Source organism: Alteromonas sp. MTD1, assembly GCF_042848195.1.
Classification (GTDB): Bacteria; Pseudomonadota; Gammaproteobacteria; order Enterobacterales; family Alteromonadaceae; genus Alteromonas.
Window position 1 is genome coordinate 1 of record NZ_BTGG01000006.1, and the last position, 17569, is coordinate 17569.

General features: G+C 42.8%; 15 protein-coding genes. 6 read left to right on the forward strand and 9 right to left on the reverse strand.

Features of this window, described 5'->3' with window-relative positions; translation table 11 throughout:
• Nucleotides 1–77: 77 nt before the first annotated feature.
• The 6 genes from ACGHAV_RS09065 to ACGHAV_RS09090 all read right to left on the reverse strand — a co-directional run bounded on the left by ACGHAV_RS09065 (nt 78) and on the right by ACGHAV_RS09090 (nt 8193).
• A complete protein-coding gene (locus ACGHAV_RS09065; RefSeq protein WP_390379353.1) occupies nt 78–3158 on the reverse strand; it encodes an error-prone DNA polymerase in 3081 nt (1026 codons plus the stop codon).
• A gap of 26 nt (nt 3159–3184) precedes the next feature.
• Nucleotides 3185–4594, reverse strand: coding sequence for a Y-family DNA polymerase (locus ACGHAV_RS09070; RefSeq protein WP_390379355.1), 1410 nt, complete (start codon nt 4592–4594; stop codon nt 3185–3187).
• 2 nt (nt 4595–4596) lie between these two features.
• The gene (locus ACGHAV_RS09075; protein WP_390379358.1) at nt 4597–5307 is read right to left on the reverse strand and encodes a recombinase RecA; all 711 of its coding nucleotides are present in this window, start codon (nt 5305–5307) and stop codon (nt 4597–4599) included.
• A 233-nt stretch (nt 5308–5540) separates the two neighbouring features.
• The gene (locus tag ACGHAV_RS09080) at nt 5541–6068 is read right to left on the reverse strand and encodes a hypothetical protein (protein WP_390379361.1); all 528 of its coding nucleotides are present in this window, start codon (nt 6066–6068) and stop codon (nt 5541–5543) included.
• A gap of 2 nt (nt 6069–6070) precedes the next feature.
• Nucleotides 6071–7822, reverse strand: a complete 1752-nt coding sequence (locus tag ACGHAV_RS09085) for a DUF885 domain-containing protein (protein ID WP_390379364.1) — start codon at nt 7820–7822, stop codon at nt 6071–6073.
• Between the two features lie 35 nt (nt 7823–7857).
• Nucleotides 7858–8193 carry a DUF1820 family protein gene (locus ACGHAV_RS09090; protein ID WP_390379367.1) on the reverse strand — a complete coding sequence of 112 codons (336 nt, stop codon included), beginning with the start codon at nt 8191–8193 and terminating at the stop codon, nt 7858–7860.
• Nucleotides 8194–8399: 206 nt separating this feature from the next.
• On the opposite strand from ACGHAV_RS09090, the gene ACGHAV_RS09095 reads away from it, so the two are divergent.
• The gene (locus ACGHAV_RS09095) at nt 8400–10037 is read left to right on the forward strand and encodes a M28 family metallopeptidase (protein WP_390379370.1); all 1638 of its coding nucleotides are present in this window, start codon (nt 8400–8402) and stop codon (nt 10035–10037) included.
• A gap of 57 nt (nt 10038–10094) precedes the next feature.
• Here the strand turns inward: ACGHAV_RS09095 and slmA are convergent, their stop codons facing one another.
• Nucleotides 10095–10682 carry a nucleoid occlusion factor SlmA gene (slmA, locus tag ACGHAV_RS09100; protein WP_334014730.1) on the reverse strand — a complete coding sequence of 196 codons (588 nt, stop codon included), beginning with the start codon at nt 10680–10682 and terminating at the stop codon, nt 10095–10097.
• A 115-nt stretch (nt 10683–10797) separates the two neighbouring features.
• Entirely contained in the window at nt 10798–12027 is a 1230-nt protein-coding gene (gene coaBC, locus ACGHAV_RS09105; RefSeq protein ID WP_390379374.1) for a bifunctional phosphopantothenoylcysteine decarboxylase/phosphopantothenate--cysteine ligase CoaBC, read from the reverse strand.
• Between the two features lie 205 nt (nt 12028–12232).
• Between coaBC and radC the strand changes: the two genes are divergently transcribed.
• The 5 genes from radC to ACGHAV_RS09130 all read left to right on the forward strand — a co-directional run bounded on the left by radC (nt 12233) and on the right by ACGHAV_RS09130 (nt 17014).
• Entirely contained in the window at nt 12233–12910 is a 678-nt protein-coding gene (gene radC, locus ACGHAV_RS09110) for a DNA repair protein RadC (protein ID WP_334014727.1), read from the forward strand.
• Nucleotides 12911–13005: 95 nt separating this feature from the next.
• On the forward strand, nt 13006–13374 hold the full coding sequence (locus ACGHAV_RS09115) for a hypothetical protein (RefSeq protein WP_390379378.1): 369 nt from the start codon (nt 13006–13008) through the stop codon (nt 13372–13374).
• 96 nt (nt 13375–13470) lie between these two features.
• Nucleotides 13471–14163, forward strand: a complete 693-nt coding sequence (locus tag ACGHAV_RS09120) for a YjbF family lipoprotein (RefSeq protein ID WP_390379381.1) — start codon at nt 13471–13473, stop codon at nt 14161–14163.
• Nucleotides 14160–14909 carry a capsule biosynthesis GfcC family protein gene (locus ACGHAV_RS09125; RefSeq protein WP_390379384.1) on the forward strand — a complete coding sequence of 250 codons (750 nt, stop codon included), beginning with the start codon at nt 14160–14162 and terminating at the stop codon, nt 14907–14909. The genes ACGHAV_RS09120 and ACGHAV_RS09125 overlap by 4 nt, the downstream gene beginning before the upstream one ends.
• Nucleotides 14906–17014: a YjbH domain-containing protein gene (locus ACGHAV_RS09130; RefSeq protein WP_390379387.1), complete on the forward strand. Its 2109-nt coding sequence runs from the start codon at nt 14906–14908 to the stop codon at nt 17012–17014. The genes ACGHAV_RS09125 and ACGHAV_RS09130 overlap by 4 nt, the downstream gene beginning before the upstream one ends.
• A gap of 92 nt (nt 17015–17106) precedes the next feature.
• Here ACGHAV_RS09130 and ACGHAV_RS09135 read toward each other — a convergent pair whose 3' ends face one another.
• Complete coding sequence (locus ACGHAV_RS09135) at nt 17107–17505, reverse strand: adenylyltransferase/cytidyltransferase family protein (RefSeq protein WP_390379390.1); 399 nt, start codon at nt 17503–17505, stop codon at nt 17107–17109.
• Nucleotides 17506–17569: the final 64 nt, after the last annotated feature.

Genomic DNA, 17569 nt, shown 5'->3' on the forward strand with positions numbered 1-17569 from the left:
AAAGAAACCCGCCTTACGGCGGGTTTTTTGCTTTCTAGCGTCCTAATTTCTTCGTTTCAAAAATCAGCGTTATTGATTTAATGAAAGTCTCTAGAGGGAAGTGTGATGTCTTCCAACCAAGGGGTACGATCAATAAGTTTCCCTGCAATAATATGAATCACACCTTCTTTTGAGCACTCTATAATACCGTTCACTTGCAGTAATTTAGCTTTCAAAAAGGTTTGCTGCTGAGCACGTGCTGTGGCCTGCCAAACAACTACATTCATATTTCCGCTATCATCTTCTAAAGTTAGAAAAGTAACACCCGCAGCGGTACCAGGGGCTTGTCTGCCTGTTACAGCGCCAAGTACCTTAACTACCGATTTATTCTTTTTACCCTTTAAAGTATTCGACCAGCTAATATTGTTAAGTTTATGCTTTTTCTTTAGCAGTGCGATTGGATGATTTTTTACAGAAAGACCGGTAGAAGCATAGTCCTCTAACAGGTTGTCTGCGTCAGAGGGTTGTTTAGATAAGCCATCATTGTGTAAGTCTTCATGCTCTTCAAACAGCGGTAATGAACCCTGCGTGTCCATCATCTTCCAACGTGTCTCGTATCTATTGCCACTTATACTCTTAAGCGCATCAGCGCTAGCCAGTGCCTGAAGGTCGCTGCGTGTTAAGCCCAACTGTTGAATTTCATGCATGGCTACATAACCATGAGTAGGGCGATAGGTAACAACAACAGAAGCACCTGACTCACTTAGCCCTTTTATAAGGCATAACCCCAGCTGAATTTCTTTTTGCTGACCATTCACAACCATGGTGTGCTCAACACTTGATTGGTTAACACAAGGCGCGTGTACAGTTATGCCATGGCGCTTTGCATCTTGCATTAGTTGAGAAGGTGAGTAGAAGCCCATAGGCCAGCTATTTAGTAGCGCAACATAGAATTCGACAGGGAAGTAGTGCTTAAGCCAACAAGACACATAGGCAAGCACAGCAAAAGAAGCAGAGTGTGACTCCGGAAATCCATAGCCCGCAAACCCTTTAATTTGTTCGAATAGGTTATGGGCAAACGTAGGGTCGTAACCTCTATCGGTCATCCCTTTAATAAGCTTGTCTCTAAACTCGAAAATACGTCCGTCTTTCTTCCAACTGGCCATTGCTCGTCTTAGCTGATCGGCTTCACCACCACTAAACCCAGCGCCCACCATAGCAAGCTGTATAACTTGTTCTTGGAATATAGGTACGCCCATTGTGCGGGCCAGAACACGTTCAACGTCTTTTGAAGGGTATGTGATAGTTTCATTGCCATGGCGACGAATAAGGTAGGGGTGCACCATATCACCCTGAATTGGCCCAGGTCTTACTATGGCTATTTGTACAACAAGGTCGTAATAGGCACGGGGCTTAAGCCTTGGCAACATTGACATTTGAGCTCGAGACTCTATTTGAAATACGCCCACTGTATCGGCTTTACAAATCATATCGAATACTTGTGCGTCATCACCTAGTTTAGTGATAAAAGGAATGCTGACGTCTACAGGGTATTGTTTATTAATAAGCTCGAAAGTACGCCTAATTGCACTTAGCATTCCCAAGGCCAACACATCTACTTTCAATAACCCCAGTGTTTCAATATCGTCTTTGTCCCACTGAATAATGGTTCGTGCTTCCATGGCTGCATTTTCAATGGGCACTAAATCGTAAAGCGGTCCTGCACTAATAACAAAACCACCAACGTGTTGCGATAGATGCCGCGGTGTACCTAACAGCGCCTCGGTTAACGTAATAAGCTGCGTTACTTTGGGGTCTTCTGCATTAAGGCCCAAATTGGCTAGCTGAGATTTCCACGGAATAACGCTGTCTCTGCGATTAATTTGTTTTACGATAAAGTCGAGCTGAGACTCACTAAAACCGAGCGCCTTTCCGACATCTTTAAATGCTGATTTAAAGCGGTAGCAAATAACTGTAGCAGCAATGGCTGTGCGCTCTCTGCCATACTTTTCGTAAATATATTGAATAATCTCTTCACGTCGTTGGTGTTCGAAGTCAACGTCTATATCTGGTGGCTCATTACGTTCTTTTGAAATAAAACGCTCAAACAGAACGCTAATTTGTCGTGGATCGACGGCGGTAATTTCAAGGCAATAACATACGACCGAGTTGGCTGCAGAGCCTCGCCCCTGATACAAAATATGCTGCCGCTTAGCAAATTGAACAATGTCGTAAATGGTTAAGAAAAAGTATTCATACTCTTGCTCTTCAATAAGCGTGAGTTCTTTCTCAATAATGGCACGTATATCTGGTGTAATGCCTTCTGGGAAGCGTATTTTTATTCCGGCCTCAACACGCTCACGTAAATACGAAGTAGGCGTGTAGCCATCGGGCACAAGCTCCGCTGGATATTGATATTTCAGCTCGCTTAATGAAAAAGAAAATTGTGCGGCTAGTGTGTTGGTATTCGCTACCCACTTTTCAGGGTATAGCTTTTGTATTTTAGGCAATGTTCGCAAACTACGCTCAGCATTACTTATGGCATTTCTGCCAATGCGTTCTACAGTAGTATGTGCCTGTGTGGCATGTAAAACATGTTGTAATGGCAGCCTGTCGGCATGGTGCATAAGTACACCCGTACACGCAATAACCGGAAATGCATAGGTGGCCTGTAGCTGATTATAATGAGCGAAACGATGGTGATCCCGTCCGTCCAATAATCGTTGAGCCCCAATGTAGGCATCTATGGCGGTGTGGTTTTGTAGCCACTCTCCCCAGTGCTTATCTTTCTCCTCATTGCCATTGGGAAGCCATATTAGTTTACAGTGTTTAATGGTACGCAAATCCCATTCTGCTAACTGATACTCGCCTTTTTCTGAACGACGTCTTGCGTTGGTGATAATACGGCAAAGCTCGCTGTAAGCCTTTTTATTGGGGCACAAAAGTATAAAACTCAAAGCTTCATCAAAAACAAAGTAACTACCCACAATAAGTTTTATAGGTAGGCGCTGTCGTGTGATTTCATCGAAAGCACGCACTACGCCTGCCACTGAGCACTCATCGGTAATAGCTATAGCGTCGTAGCCTAAAAAGGACGCTGTGGTAACCAGCTCTGCAGGTGATGAAGCACCGCATAAAAAACTGTAATGGCTTTGACAAAAAAGCTCACTGTATTGCATTTGCAGCTCTCATAACTTACGTAGCGTTAGCAAAAAACACCTTGCGCCCACCATTCAGCATTTTCATCTTTAAAAATTAGCATGCGTACTCCCTGCGATGTTTGTGCAATAAAGTAGTCTCGTTTGTGGTCGGTATTGTGCCACCATTCGCTGTTAAGCCTAACGGGCCCAAAGCAAACCTGTGTGGCCTGCGTTAAAGGCTTTGGTGGGGTGAAAGTAAAAGTAGGTACTATATCGCTTTGATAAGGTTGGTTAGCCGTATTGCGTTGTGTCACCGTCATGCCATCAAATTGATGGCTGTCTGCGGCAGCAGGTTGATAGGTACTATTATCGCCTAGCTTTGCGTTGAGTCGTCCAATAAGTTGCTTTTGTGCTACCTCGTTGAAGCGATGATTAAAAAAGTCGCCGTTATCACTGTCGATGTCTTCAAATGATTTGCAGCTTAAGGTAAGTCCTACGGCGGGCTCTGGCAGCACTGCGTTTTCTATTTTCAATGTTAGTAGTGTTAGCCAGCTTTGGGCAGACGCTTGGGGCATTGCGGCTTGTATGGCAATATCCATTACGGGCGCTTCACGAAAGTGAATACTGAAAGTAAGCGCCGAGGTATATAGATTTCTTGCGCGTAGATAATGTGAAAGGCGTTCTAGCTGCTGAGTAATAAAAGGGTGTAAATGCTGTGTATTTTCTATATCAAAAGGCAGCTGTATAAAGTTGTCGAAATGGGTTTGTGGTCTAAATAGCGATGCTTTTGGGAAGATTTCACCGCGCAGTGCCGTTAAGTAAGTAATGGTATTGTTATCGAATCGACGACCTAATTCATGCACTGGCATAGCCAGCAGGTCGTGTACTTTTGTAATGCCTACTCTTGCGAGTGCTTCAATAACTTTAGGAGCAAGTGCCGTTTTAGATAAGTGGCAACTTTCAAGCGCGCGCTTAATATCGTCATGATGCTCGAAGTATGTATTAACGCCATGTGTCGCTAGTACTTTTGCTGCTTCAACCGACCACGCTGTTGCAAACTGATAAGACGTATTTGCATGCATTAATTCACGCGTTAATGTTTTCCATAGCGCAGCATGACCACCGTAATAGTGCGTTAAGTTATCGAGCCTAATGGCCATACCGTTATGGCTATCTAGTACGATATCTGATGCCAGCGGATACAGCCGATGCGCTAACTGTATTAATAGATCGCTTTCAGTGCTCTCATTGAATGGAATAATATTTACGTTAGGGCACAATGCTGCCGCTTGCGCTAGTCCATGACCTACCTCTATGCCTGCTTTCCTAGCATCGTCATTTAGCTGTTTGATGCCATTATTTTTTTCACAGTACACAATAACGGGTTTATCAGCAGATGAACCTAGCTGTTGAGTAATAGCTTGCTGATGCTGATCGAGCGTTAACTGATAGTAATAAAGGTAGGCCCACAGCATAGCTAGTTCACAGAATGTAATGCATGACCCGCCAACTTGTTATGCTCCATAGCCCATTTAATCGCATGATTGTCGGGGGTCCAGTTGTGGGAAATTGTTATGTTACTTGTTGGCCATCCGTGCCGCTGCTTACGTACATCAGCTGTTACTGTAGATGCCTGTGCCTGCAAAGATAGTTCGAGTGTAATGGGCAATGCATGGGACATACTGCCATGCTCATGATTTACATTGGCGCATTGCGGTAATGTATACAGTAAACACAACGCATCATTGTGCGTTGCGGCAACTTGTAAACGTCTGGCCGCTTTTGTACAAACACGGTTACTCCACAATATTACGCAGTGACAAGCTGTACTTTTCAAGCATTGCTCTGCTGCCCACAGTGATTCCTGATCGGCAGGTGTATTCACAACAAGCACTTGTTGTAAATCTAAGCCTAAGTTTGCTAACCATGGCGCTTGTAATTGTCCTGGTGGGTTAATAAACACCACCATTTTGTGCGTGCGATGCTTACACAATACGTGCTTAAACAAAGACAACTCGCCAACACCTGTTAATGACGAAATACGCACTAACCCCGACGAAGCTACTCCGCCATTAAGTGCGCTATCAAGGCGAGCAAAGCCGAGTGAAAATTTGGCTTCACTGTTTTTCTTCTCTCGCGCCCGCCAGATATGCGGGTGCTTACTTAATGTTGATAATATTTCAGTCATGGCATTCAAAATAAACTGTATTTTTATACAGTATTATAGTGAGCCAATATTCCTTTTCAAGATAAAACCCTGCTAAGTAAGACAAGAGAGTGGCAATTTGGCTTTAACTTTATGAAAAGCTTAAGAAGGTACAAGATTAAATTTAGTAGAAAGAAAAAAGCCACGCTAAAAAGCGGGGCTTATAAAAAAGTAAAGTTATGAGGTAAAGCTATGAGGTAAATTTACAAGACAAGTTAAGCGTTATTTTTCTCTTGTGACTCTGGCTGCTCTACCTTGCTCGATTTAGTGGTACCCGTTACCGATGCGGTTACTGCCTGACAAAAAGCAATAAAACCGTCGGCTGTGTTTTTTGACCACGCCATACGAATGTTACCAGGTAGCGCTTTAACAACTTCTTTTATTACCTCTAGGGTAATATCTTCATTTGCTAGTACTTTATTTAAAGACTCTTCCAGCGAGTCGCCTTTTTCACAACATGTCATTACTATGGTTGAAAAATTGCGCATCAGAGGGCTAAGTGCGTTGTACTGCTCTTGATTAATAAGACGGCTTTTGTAGGCACTTTCAATACGTGAAGATAAGCTCTTTTCCAGTGCGTCTGTCACCATTACCAAGTTGTGATAGGCGTAATTAATCTTGCTGTTGGTTTGCTTGTTAGTATGACGTGAAAGCGCTAGTTCTTTTTGTAAGTTCTGTGCGCGTAGCACAAAATAAATTAACGCTAAAATAAGTATTCCAATAACACTGAATGCGACAGCCATGCTTATTGAGCCTTTTGTTCTTCTATAAATTTATTAATATGCTGCTCTAATATAAAGAGTGGTACCGAGCCGTTTTCTAATACCGCACGGTGAAACTTGCGCACGTCAAATTGTTCGCCTAATGCTTCTTCAGCCTTGGCGCGTAACGCCTTAATTTTTATTTCGCCTATTTTGTAAGATAGCGCTTGTGCGGGCCATGAAATATAGCGGTCAATTTCGGTATTTACGTTGTGTTCAGAAAGCGCCGTGTTTTCCATCATATAGTCAACAGCCTGCTGACGGCTCCAACCCATGGTGTGCATACCAGTATCCACGACTAGACGGCATGCTCGCCACATTTCATAACTTAGGCGACCAAAGTCGTCGTAAGGATCTTCGTAAATGCCAGCTTCAATACCTAAAAATTCAGAATACAGACCCCATCCTTCACCGAACGCTGAAATATAAGTGTTGCGGCGAACCATTGGTAAACCTTCAAGCTCCGCGGCAAGTGAAATTTGCAGGTGATGACCCGGTACGGCCTCGTGCAATGTTAATGCAGGTAGAGCATACAAAGGGCGCTTATCAAGCGCGTATGTATTTACCCAGTAATATCCAGGCTGGTCGTCACGACTTGGGTGAATGTAGCGGCCTGTGGTGTACTTTGGCGCAATACTGTCGGGTACTGGAGCAACGCCATAAGGTGTTCTAGGAAGGTATTCAAACAGTGCTGGCAGCTTTGCATCCATCTTTTTGGCGATAAACGATGCCTCTTTTAGCAGTTCTTCTGCACTGGTTGCGTAAAACTGTGGGTCTTCACGTAAAAAGGCGATGAAATCGTTAATATCGCCATCAAACTGAAGTTCATCCACAATGCGCTGCATTTCGTTTCGTATGCGTTTTACTTCAGACACACCAAGCTGATGTATTTCCTGTGGTGTCATATCTGTGGTGGTGTAGTGCTTGGCTCTATTAGCATAATACGCCACACCATTTGGCCAATTGTTTGCTGCTATATCGCTTCGCGCATTGGGAATGTACTGCTTTACCATAAAATCATAAAACCGCTGGTAGGCAGGAAGCACGCTGTTTTCAATAGCGCTTACACCTTGCTGTGTTAATCGCTGTATTTCTGCTTCAGTGAAGTAGTCGGGAAAGCGTTTAAACGGTGCATAAAAACCGCTTTCGGTAGCATCATCAACAATATAAGCCGCAATCGATTCTTCGAAGCCCTGCATAACGACTTTGGGTTGTGTATAGCCTTCTTCTAGCGCTTGCTGCATATACGCTATCTGCTGATTAAAGTAAGGTGTTAATGCATCTAGGCGACTAATATAAGCGTCGTAGTCTTCTACTTGTTTAAATGTAGACATATTCGGCAGTGAAGCCATTGCGCCATGAAAACCATATTCGGAATTAATTGGCACTAGGTAAGCGCGGTACGTGTACTCATCGACATAGTTAGCTAAACGATACTGCTGCATTAACAAAGCAATGTACGCCTGGGTCGACAAATTCTCTTCGTTGTAGTTAGAAAGGGCTTTCTGAAAGCTGCGCCACTGCGTGTTTTGCTTTGCGAGCCCCTCTGGCGAAATATCTGGAAGTAAATGGACCGATTCGTTATGACCCTGTCGTGACGCAAGAAGAGGGGACACCGAAAGCTCGTACTGCCAAATATCATCTAGAAGCTGATACAAGCTTTCATCATTATATGGCTTTGCAGATAGGCCAACGCTGCCGATAAATAGTAGTGCTGCTAAAACGTAGCGATACATAGTGTCCTCCGGTAACCTTTACCGGAAATCGGTGGTTACTCTTTCGTTGGTGTATATATTGGACTAGGGAATGTAGCTACTTTATCAGATTTATTTTCTAATTTAGTAATTTTGGCAGAACCTTTTTTCTTTACTGTGTCAATGCGCAAAATATTGTGCATTGGAACGTAAGTTTTTGTTACGTCTGAAAATTCAGATTTAAGCCTTTCATGGCTAGGATCTACAACTACGCTAGTGTGGGTGTCCCATACAAATTCGCCAATTTCAACAAAGCCGAACAATGCACCTTGAATTAAGGTTTTTACATACAGTTCGTAACGTTCGCCGTTGCTAATAAATTGCACTCTGTAAAGGGTGTCGTCTTGTGACATGTGCTGCTCTTAACTCTTACTAATAATGATAGGAAACGATGGCTTAATAGCCTCATTTCATACGTGGTAATAGGAATTAGGATTTTACAATGACACTAAAATACGGGCAATGGCATGAAACATGTGTTGAACGTTACGCTACACAATAGCCACAGCACCAGCTGCTGCGTTATTATGTTATCTAAAACATATAATGGTGAACCACAATGATAAAAAAACTCCTTATTGGTAGTGCATTGACGGCTATGAGCTTAGCGTCAATTGCACACGACCATACCGCGACAGACAATACTTTTGCTCCTGATACTCAGCGTATCAAGTCTCATCTATTCTTTTTAGCTGATGACTTATTAGAGGGTCGTGATACTGGCTCTAGAGGACACGAAATTGCGGCATTGTATATTGCCACTGAGTTCGCCAAATATGGCCTGAAACCAGCGGGCACAAATGGCTACATTCAAGATGTTACGTTTAGAAAAGCTAATCTCATCCAAGAGTCGCCAGTATTTACCTTCACGCAAGACGGCGAAACGACAAGTTTTGAATACCCTAAAGAGTACCTTGCAGGACCAAGCTTACTAAGTACCGATGCTCACGTAAAAGGTGAAATGGTATTTGTGGGTTACGGTATTGTTGCAGATGAGCTGTCGCATAACGATTACAAAGACCTTGATGTAAAGGGCAAAATTGTTGTGACTTTAGCGGGCAAGCCAAGTGACTTTCCATCGGAAGAAGGGGCACACTTTGCTTCTGGATACCAAAAGCAAAAGTATGCAGTAGAAAATGGCGCTATTGGAATGATTACCATTACTACGCCTAAGAACGAGAAAGTGCGCCCTTATCAAAGTCGCTTGAACTACATTCACACACCACGTATGGCATGGCTAAATGATGAAGGTGAGCCAGCAAACAGCTTTGCGCAGCTAAAAGGCGGCGCATACTTGAGCGAAGGCGCGGCACGTAAGTTATTTAACGGTGCTAAGCAAAGCCTAGATGAAATTTATGCACAGCTTAATGCCGACAAAGTACCTACAGGCTTCGCGCTAAACGGTGTTGTTGATATAAGCAAGAAAAGCACGCACGACACCATCACTAGCCCTAACGTAGTAGGTATTCTTGAAGGTTCTGATCCAAAGCTTAAAGACGAGTACGTTGTATTCTCTGCGCATTCAGACCATATTGGTTTTGCTAAAACCGTGAAGAAAGACAACATAAATAACGGTGCAATGGACAATGCATCGGGTACATCCGTTATGTTAGAAACGGCGCGCTTGTTTAGCGAAATGGAAGAAAAGCCGAAACGCTCTATTCTGTTTGTATCGGTAACAGGTGAAGAGAAAGGCCTATTGGGCGCAGATTATTTTGCACGTAACCCCACTGTGCCAGTAACGTCAATGGTTGCTAACGTAAACCTTGATATGCCAATTTTGACCTATGAGTTTGCTGACGTTATTGCCTTTGGTGCAAATCATAGCGATCTTCAAGCGTCGGTAGAAAAAGCAGCAGCAAACGCTGACATTCAATTAAGCCCAGACCCATGGCCTGAACAAGCACTATTTACGCGCTCAGATCACTATGCGTTTGTTAAGCAAGGTGTGCCTGCCGTATTCATGGTGCCTGGTTTGAAGTCGAAAGATCCGGAAGTAGATGGCAGCAAAGTGTTTGGCCAGTTTTTATCAACGCACTACCACAAACCAAGTGATGATATTAACCAGCCATTTAACTGGAAAGCTGCGGAAACGTTCACTAAGGTAAATGCACAAATTGGTTGGACGCTAGCTAACCAAGAAGACAAGCCAAAGTGGAATGAAGGTGATTTCTTTGGTAATACATTTGCTAAATAACAGCTTATGTTGTTACTGAGCTTTAGTAAAAAAGGCGTCATATCGACGCCTTTTTAATTAGATAAACATTTGCTTAAATGCATTCCACTGTTCGTTAAACTGCTCAGTGGGTTTTCGCGTAAAACCGCTTCGAATAAAACCGTTAATACGTCCATCGGTATAGCAAATAAGCATATTCGCGATAATTGCTTCATCGGCCGATAGCGTTTTACCTTCTCGTAGCTTGCGTTCTCGAAGTACCTGCTTTAGCTGTGTTTCAAGGCGCTCATACAGCTTGGCTATACGTGCACGCAAACGCTCTTGTTCGCCCATTAGCGCATCGCCATTCAATATACGTGTAATGCCAGGGTTCTTTTCTGCGAAGCCAAGAATAAGGTGCAGAATGAGTTGGCAGCGAGTAAGAGAATCTTTTTCTTCATTCACAATCTTGTTTATACGAGTGAATAAAGTTTCTTCGATAAACTCAATCAAGCCCTCAAACATACGTGCTTTGCTAGGAAAGTGACGATAAAGGGCGGCTTCAGATACCCCCACTTTTTCTGCAAGTTTAGCCGTAGTAATACGTTGACCTGGGCTGGTTTCTAGCATTCCAGCAAGTGCTTGCAGAATCTGAGCTCTGCGATTTGTTTTTTTGACTGCAGGCATGACGAAAGTATTTCCTCCGCGACCGAGTGAAACACACTCGGACTCCATGTTAAGTTGGCTTGAACCAATATGTTGTTATTTATTATTTTTATTATCGACACCAATGCAGTGTCGGTTAGTTTTTCCGCGTAGCTGAATATTGTTTTGCAACAATGGCAAGCAACTGTGTTGCAAGTTCTGCTTTACTGGTTGCTGGTAGCTTTTCATCGCCGTCACGCCAAATAACGTGAAGCGCGTTTTTATCGCTATTAAACCCTAAACCTTCAGCTGTAATATCGTTCGCCGCTATCATATCGAGGTTTTTCTTAGCTAGCTTGTCGCGCGCATAAGCCTCTACATCTTGGCTTTCTGCAGCGAAACCTACGCAAAATGGTCTGTCTTTTCGAGCAGACACAGTAGCTAGAATATCAGGGTTTTTTATAAAAGTAAGTGTTAACTCATCGCCGGTTTTCTTTATTTTATTATCAGCAATGGTTGTTGCCTTGTAGTCAGCTACCGCAGCAGTACTGATAAAAATATCTGTTGAAGGCACTAATGCCTCGCAAGCAGCTAACATATCGTCGGCGCTTATTACATCTTTTCTACTACATAGGGTTGGCGTAGAAAGCGCAACCGGACCCGCTACAAGTGTGACATTAGCACCAGCTTGTGCAGCAGCCTCTGCAATGGAAAACCCCATCTTTCCAGAGCTATGGTTTGAAATATATCGAACCGGATCGAGCGGTTCTCTTGTAGGGCCTGCCGTTATAGTGATATTAAGCCCATGTAATAAGCCAAGTGTCGCAACGCGCTCTGTTGATTCAACAAACGTATCGTTAACGAATTCAGCAATGACCAATGGCTCTTCCATTCTGCCAGCACCTACGTCGCCGCAGGCTTGCTCTCCACTTGCTGGCCCAATGAAATGAACGCCATGTTCGCGCAAAATATCGATATTTTTAGTGGTAGCATGCGCTTTCCACATTTGTTGATTCATTGCTGGGGCAATAAATATCTTTGCTGTAGTTGCAAGGTACAAGGTGGTTAGAAGGTCATCAGCCATGCCATGTGCCAGTTTTGCAAGCGTATTTGCTGTAGCCGGTGCAATTAACAAAATGTCTGCCCATTTTGCCAATTCAATATGACCCATTGCAGCTTCTGCTGCAGGATCGAGTAAATGCTGATGTACGGGGTTACCCGATACCGCTTGCAATGACAACGGGCTCACAAACTCAGCAGCTGAGTCGGTAAGCACTACGCGCACATTGGCGCCAAGGGCAGTGAGTTTTCTTACCAGATCAGGTGCTTTATAGGCAGCAATACCACCGGTAACGCCTAATAAAACATTTTTATTAGCTATCGACATAGTTCACACACACATTTCAAATTACCGTAAGCCTACCATGCAGTTCATAAATCGGGTAGCAGCACAAAGGTACTAGGAAGCAATAAAACGTGTACTTTATATAAGCGGTTATAAGTCTTGTTCTGCAAACCCGCCATAAAGACAGTCGATGACGTGCACTAATTTCTTTATAAAGTGACAAAGGGGCAAGATAAGAGAGTAGTTAATGTCAATTAAAGTATGGCCTGAAAGCGAACGGCCGCGAGAAAAATTGCTTAAACATGGAGCGAACAGTTTAAGCGATGCAGAGCTTATTGCTGTGATTCTAGGAAAGGGAACGAAAGGGCGTTCGGCTGTTGCACTCGCGCACGACATACTGAATAAATTAGGATGTTTGCGCGGCGTAGTTACCGCATCGCAAAGTGAGTATGCGCTGATTAATGGCGTTGGGCCATGCAGATATGCACAGTTACAAGCTGGTTTCGAGGTATTTAGGCGTAATTTAGAGATTCAACTTTCACGACAAGATGCTTTTCACAATGTCGATGACACCAAGCGATTTTTGCAAGCTAAGCTACGTGATTGTGAACAGGAGCAATTTTGTATGCTAATGCTCGACAGTCAGCATCAACTTATTGCATTTCGTGTAATGTTTACAGGCACCATAAATAGCGCTGCTGTGTACCCGAGAGAGCTGATCAAGCAGGTAATTATCGACAATGCGGCAGCCGTTATCTTGGTCCATAATCATCCTTCAGGCGTAGCAGAACCAAGCGATGCTGATATTCGGTTAACGCGAGAGATCGCAACGGCCATGAAAGCGATCGATGTACCAGTGCTAGATCATTTTGTTGTTGGTGACAAAGAAACTGTTTCATTTGCGCAACGAGGCTTGATACGATAATAAAGTCTAATTGATTTTTTTGAGTGATTTGTAGTCAAGACTGGAAAAATGAATTAGAATGGAAGTTAGTGGGTTATTTTTTTAAAAGGACTGTTATGAAAAAGTCAATTATTGCTTTAGTTGCTGCGGCGGCTTTGGCGTCTGGCGCTAACGCGCAAGAAGAGACAGGTAATACTGCTGCATCAGGTTCAACTATCGGTGGTATTGCCACACAGACTGTTGTACTAGGTGCTGTCGCTGCTGGTGTTGCAGCTGGAATTATTGCAAACAACAATTCAGACGATCCTACCGAAGGTCCAGGTCCTGGCCCAGGTCCAGATCCAGAGCCAACTTGTGAAGGTACCGATCCTTTGGTTGATGGCGTTTGTGTTGGTACTACAACTACTGTAACGGTAACGGGTACAGGTACAGCAACTACTACGGTTACAGTTCCAGTAACTTTTACTTACGCACCTACGCTATAGTAAAAACGTTAGAAATTCGGAAAGCCGCTATTATTAGCGGCTTTTTTATTGTAATAAATATTTCTTTTTACGTTTGATGTTACTGGCACTGTTTTAATGAAACTACATATTCGTACGACCCTTGCAGGGATTGCAGCTCTTCTGTTCTCTTTTGGCTGTTCTAATACCACAAACGCTTACTACAATACTCTACTCCTTGCTTTAGAAGACCGCTCAATAAATCTTACTGTTGATGAAATTAAAAATAGCAAAGCAGATCTTATTGAAATTAAAGCTGGTGTTCGTGACTCAGCTGCGCTAGCACTCGCTTACATCGAAGACAATAAACACAAATGGGTGTCGGGTGATAACGCTGTATTGACGATGCACCATGGGTTAATCACACATACCGACGGTCTTAAAGCCGACCTCTATTTCACTGGAGATCTTAATAATAACCCTTTAGCTAATGATCCATTTTCTTCACAGCGCTGGGAGAGAAAAGTAGATGTTGAAGACGTTGGCTATGGCTTAACGGTAGAATCTTCATGGAAGGTTGAGGGCGAAATAACAAGGGAGTACATAGGATTTCAGGTACCTTTAATAAAAGTTGTTGAATCAGTTTCGTTTCCCGCTCACTCACCTTTTATCAACTTAGACTTGCATTGGGAAAATACTTATTATTTCCATCAGGCTACAAAAGAGCTAATGGCTTCAAAGCAAAAATTTAGCCCAAAAGGCGATGAATACGTCATGGTTTATTTGAGCCGTATTGTACGAGAAATGGATAAGCAAGGAGCTGCTAAATGAAGCAAGTTTTTTATAGCCTTATAGCTTTCTTATGTTTGTCTTCTGCATCAGTTTTTTCTAAAGAGTACGACGTACTAAACGTAACACTTAATCAACAGACATATAAATTTGAGAGACCAGTGCGTCTTGCTAGTGTACTGTCTATAGTTGCTAATCAAGACGATTGGTATTGGCCTGCATCCGCTGTTTACAATTTGAATGCAGTTGCCGCAGAACAGGAAAGAGAAGCAATAAAAGCTGAAATTAGTGCACTGCTTCCTCTTATTGAACGACACTCTGACAAATATTCTGCACTTGGGCATTTGTATCGACAAGTATCTTCTTGGAAGTTGGCGACTCGAATTCCTATGCCAGTTTCTTATGATAAGGCCCGCCTCTTTTTTACAGATAATCCCATGTTTCAATTTGGTGACTATTCAATACAGCTTAAACGTCGTCCCGAAGTCATTCATTTTTTGGGTGCTATTAGGAGGCCTGGTACTTATAAACATCAGAGCGGGACGCCTGTTTATAAGATGGTTGAAGATGTAAAGACTCACATTCATGCCGATCAAAGCTTCGTCTATGTAATCGACCCAACGGGAAATATAGAAAAGCGTGGGGTTGCTTACTGGAATTTAGATGCATCTCAACTCATGCCTGGAAGTCAGGTATACGTTCCCATCACTTCAGAGCTTTTCAGCGATAGAATAGAAAAGCTCAATGAGCGTGTTGCAGCGCTTGCAGTAAATAGGCTTCTACCATGATTAATGCGCAAAGAAAAAATAAAAAAAAGATACTCGCGCTTGCTATTGGTAGCGTAATTTCAGCTACCAGTTACTCGGAAGCGTCTTCGTTAGTTAATGTAAAGCCATCACAAATGGTTCAAGGTGGAAACGGTCTTATTCAAACACCCACAGCGCGCATGCGTGACGAAGGTGGCATGGCTATTAATTACACCGATAATGGCGAGTATCGCTTCTGGTCTGTAAACATTCAGCTGTTCGAATGGATGGAGGCAACAGCAAGATATACTGATGTTCGTACAAGGCTTTACAGCCAATCCGAATCGTTTAGTGGTGATCAAACCCTCAAAGACAAAGGTTTGGACGTAAAATTTAGACTATGGGAAGAAAGTTATTATCTTCCAGATATCAGCGTTGGGTTTAGAGATTTCGGCGGTACAGGTTTCTTTGAAAGTGAGTATATAAATGCGAGTAAATCAGTAGGGCCGTTTGATTTTCATTTAGGGCTAGGTTGGGGGTATTTAGGAACCCACGACGATTTTACAAGTCCATTCTGTGAGATAAAAGATAGCTTCTGCGAACGTCCAAGTGGTTTTTCCGGTCGTGGTGGAAAAGTAGACTACGATCAGTTCTTTAAAGGGCCAATGGCGGTATTCGGTGGTATTGAATATCAAACGCCGTGGGAGCCACTTACACTAAAGTTAGAGTACGAAGGCAACAACTACGTTAATGACAGAGCGGGTGAATTACAACAAGACTCCCGTTGGAACATTGGCGCTGTTTATCGTTATAAAGACATTGACCTCTCACTAAACTATCAGCGTGGTAACACCATAGGTTTTGGTCTTACTTATCGCTTTAATATGCATACTGCTTCTCAAGCAAAGTTCGATGAGGAGCCGAGAGACTTAATGAGAAGGCGTGTGCCTTCATCTGTTGAAGAAGTCAATAAATCCCGTTTATATAATGATTTATATCGTGACGGTGGCTTTGTTTTGCACGATGCAAATCTTGAAGAAGATAAAGCTATTTTTTATGGCACACAAACGAAATACCGCAACCAAGATGAGGCCATAGAACGCATAGGAAGAGTTGCAGCCTCAGAGTTACCGGACTCAATTGAGACTTATCATATCGTTGATAATCGCGGAGGACGACCTTTAGTCGATACGCAAATTGATGCTGAAGCATTTATTGCTGCTGCGCGTTATGAGTCAGTAGAGTCAGATATAAAGCAGACTTATCATAGAACATCGCCTTCTAAAGAGGTCATTGACGCCTATGACCCTGAAAACACAAACGGGTTCTTCTACAGCACCGATTTTTTCTGGGTTCAGACTTTTGGTAATCCTGAAGAATTTTATCTTTACCAAACAGGTTTACTGTTAAATAGCGGCTATGCGTTCAACAGTAAGTTTTCCGTAATGGGAAGCGCAAGAGTTACCGTGTTGGATAACTTCGATAAGTTCAATTTCTTGGTTGATGCTGAAGACGTTGTGCTACCAAGAGTAAGAACTCGTGTTAGAGAATACGTTAATAATGACGTATGGATTGACACAGGCTTTGCCCATTATAAAGACAACATTTCTGAAAATGTGTTTGGGCAAGCTTATGCGGGTTATCTTGAAACTATGTTTGCAGGTATTGGTGGTGAAATTCTATATCGTCCTGTCGACAGTAATTTAGCATACGGAATTGACTTGAATTACGTTAAACAACGCGATCCGAACAATCAGCTACGATTAGAAGATTACGATGCCATTACAGGTCACGTAAGTGTTTATTACAAGCCAGAGTTTTTAGAAGGTTCGCAATTAAGTGTAAGCGCGGGGCAATTTCTTGCTAAAGACAAAGGCGTAAATATCGATTTTGCTAAACGCTTTGATAGCGGCATCATTGTGGGGGCATTTGCTGCATTTACTGATGTCTCAGCAGAGGATTACGGCGAGGGTAGTTTTACAAAAGGATTTTATATCTCTATACCAACTGATCTTTTCCTATTAAAGCCTTCGAAAGGAAGGGGCTTTATTCCATGGATCCCAATTGGACGCGATGGCGGGCAAATGTTAACCCGTCCTACACGACTGATAGACATGACAGAAGTAAGGTCGCCTTTCTACGACTAACACTTTCTTCAATAAAAAAGGAGCTACCGCTCCTTTTTTTGTGCCCTTTTTTTGAGTATTACTGTGCTTCTTAAACTGACAATATCTAAGAGTTACAAATCGGTTTCTTTAATTATTTCAATAATTTCAGTGGTAGAAATAGAGGGAGTACGTGGCAAATAAATCACGTCACAAATATCTTCAAACTCGTCAAATTTTCCTTCCCAATCATTTCCCATAACAAGCGCATCTGCTTTGTGCTGAATAATATATTCTCGCTTTTTCTCTAGCGACTCTTCCATGAATACGGTGTCTACAAAACGAAGCGCCTTAAGTATGGTTTGACGGCTTGTAAAAGGGTAAACGGGCGCACGCCCTTTTTTGGCAATGCTTAAAGCATCTGATGAAAGGCCAACGGTAAGATGATCGCCCATATCCTTCGCTCGCTGTAGTATTTTAATGTGACCAACATGTAGCACATCAAAAGTGCCAAAAGTTATTATGCGGCGCAAAGCTCTCTCCACCCAATTTCTGTCTTTAAAATGCAGCAATTATTTCTACTATTATCACTATAAC

Coding starts and splice junctions, on each gene's coding strand:
- ACGHAV_RS09065 (WP_390379353.1), bottom strand. CDS start 3,158: ATGCAATACAGTGAGCTTTTTTGTCAAAGCCATTACAGTTTTTTATGC.
- ACGHAV_RS09070 (WP_390379355.1), bottom strand. CDS start 4,594: ATGCTGTGGGCCTACCTTTATTACTATCAGTTAACGCTCGATCAGCAT.
- ACGHAV_RS09075 (WP_390379358.1), bottom strand. CDS start 5,307: ATGACTGAAATATTATCAACATTAAGTAAGCACCCGCATATCTGGCGG.
- ACGHAV_RS09080 (WP_390379361.1), bottom strand. CDS start 6,068: ATGGCTGTCGCATTCAGTGTTATTGGAATACTTATTTTAGCGTTAATT.
- ACGHAV_RS09085 (WP_390379364.1), bottom strand. CDS start 7,822: ATGTATCGCTACGTTTTAGCAGCACTACTATTTATCGGCAGCGTTGGC.
- ACGHAV_RS09090 (WP_390379367.1), bottom strand. CDS start 8,193: ATGTCACAAGACGACACCCTTTACAGAGTGCAATTTATTAGCAACGGC.
- ACGHAV_RS09095 (WP_390379370.1), top strand. CDS start 8,400: ATGATAAAAAAACTCCTTATTGGTAGTGCATTGACGGCTATGAGCTTA.
- slmA (WP_334014730.1), bottom strand. CDS start 10,682: ATGCCTGCAGTCAAAAAAACAAATCGCAGAGCTCAGATTCTGCAAGCA.
- coaBC (WP_390379374.1), bottom strand. CDS start 12,027: ATGTCGATAGCTAATAAAAATGTTTTATTAGGCGTTACCGGTGGTATT.
- radC (WP_334014727.1), top strand. CDS start 12,233: ATGTCAATTAAAGTATGGCCTGAAAGCGAACGGCCGCGAGAAAAATTG.
- ACGHAV_RS09115 (WP_390379378.1), top strand. CDS start 13,006: ATGAAAAAGTCAATTATTGCTTTAGTTGCTGCGGCGGCTTTGGCGTCT.
- ACGHAV_RS09120 (WP_390379381.1), top strand. CDS start 13,471: ATGAAACTACATATTCGTACGACCCTTGCAGGGATTGCAGCTCTTCTG.
- ACGHAV_RS09125 (WP_390379384.1), top strand. CDS start 14,160: ATGAAGCAAGTTTTTTATAGCCTTATAGCTTTCTTATGTTTGTCTTCT.
- ACGHAV_RS09130 (WP_390379387.1), top strand. CDS start 14,906: ATGATTAATGCGCAAAGAAAAAATAAAAAAAAGATACTCGCGCTTGCT.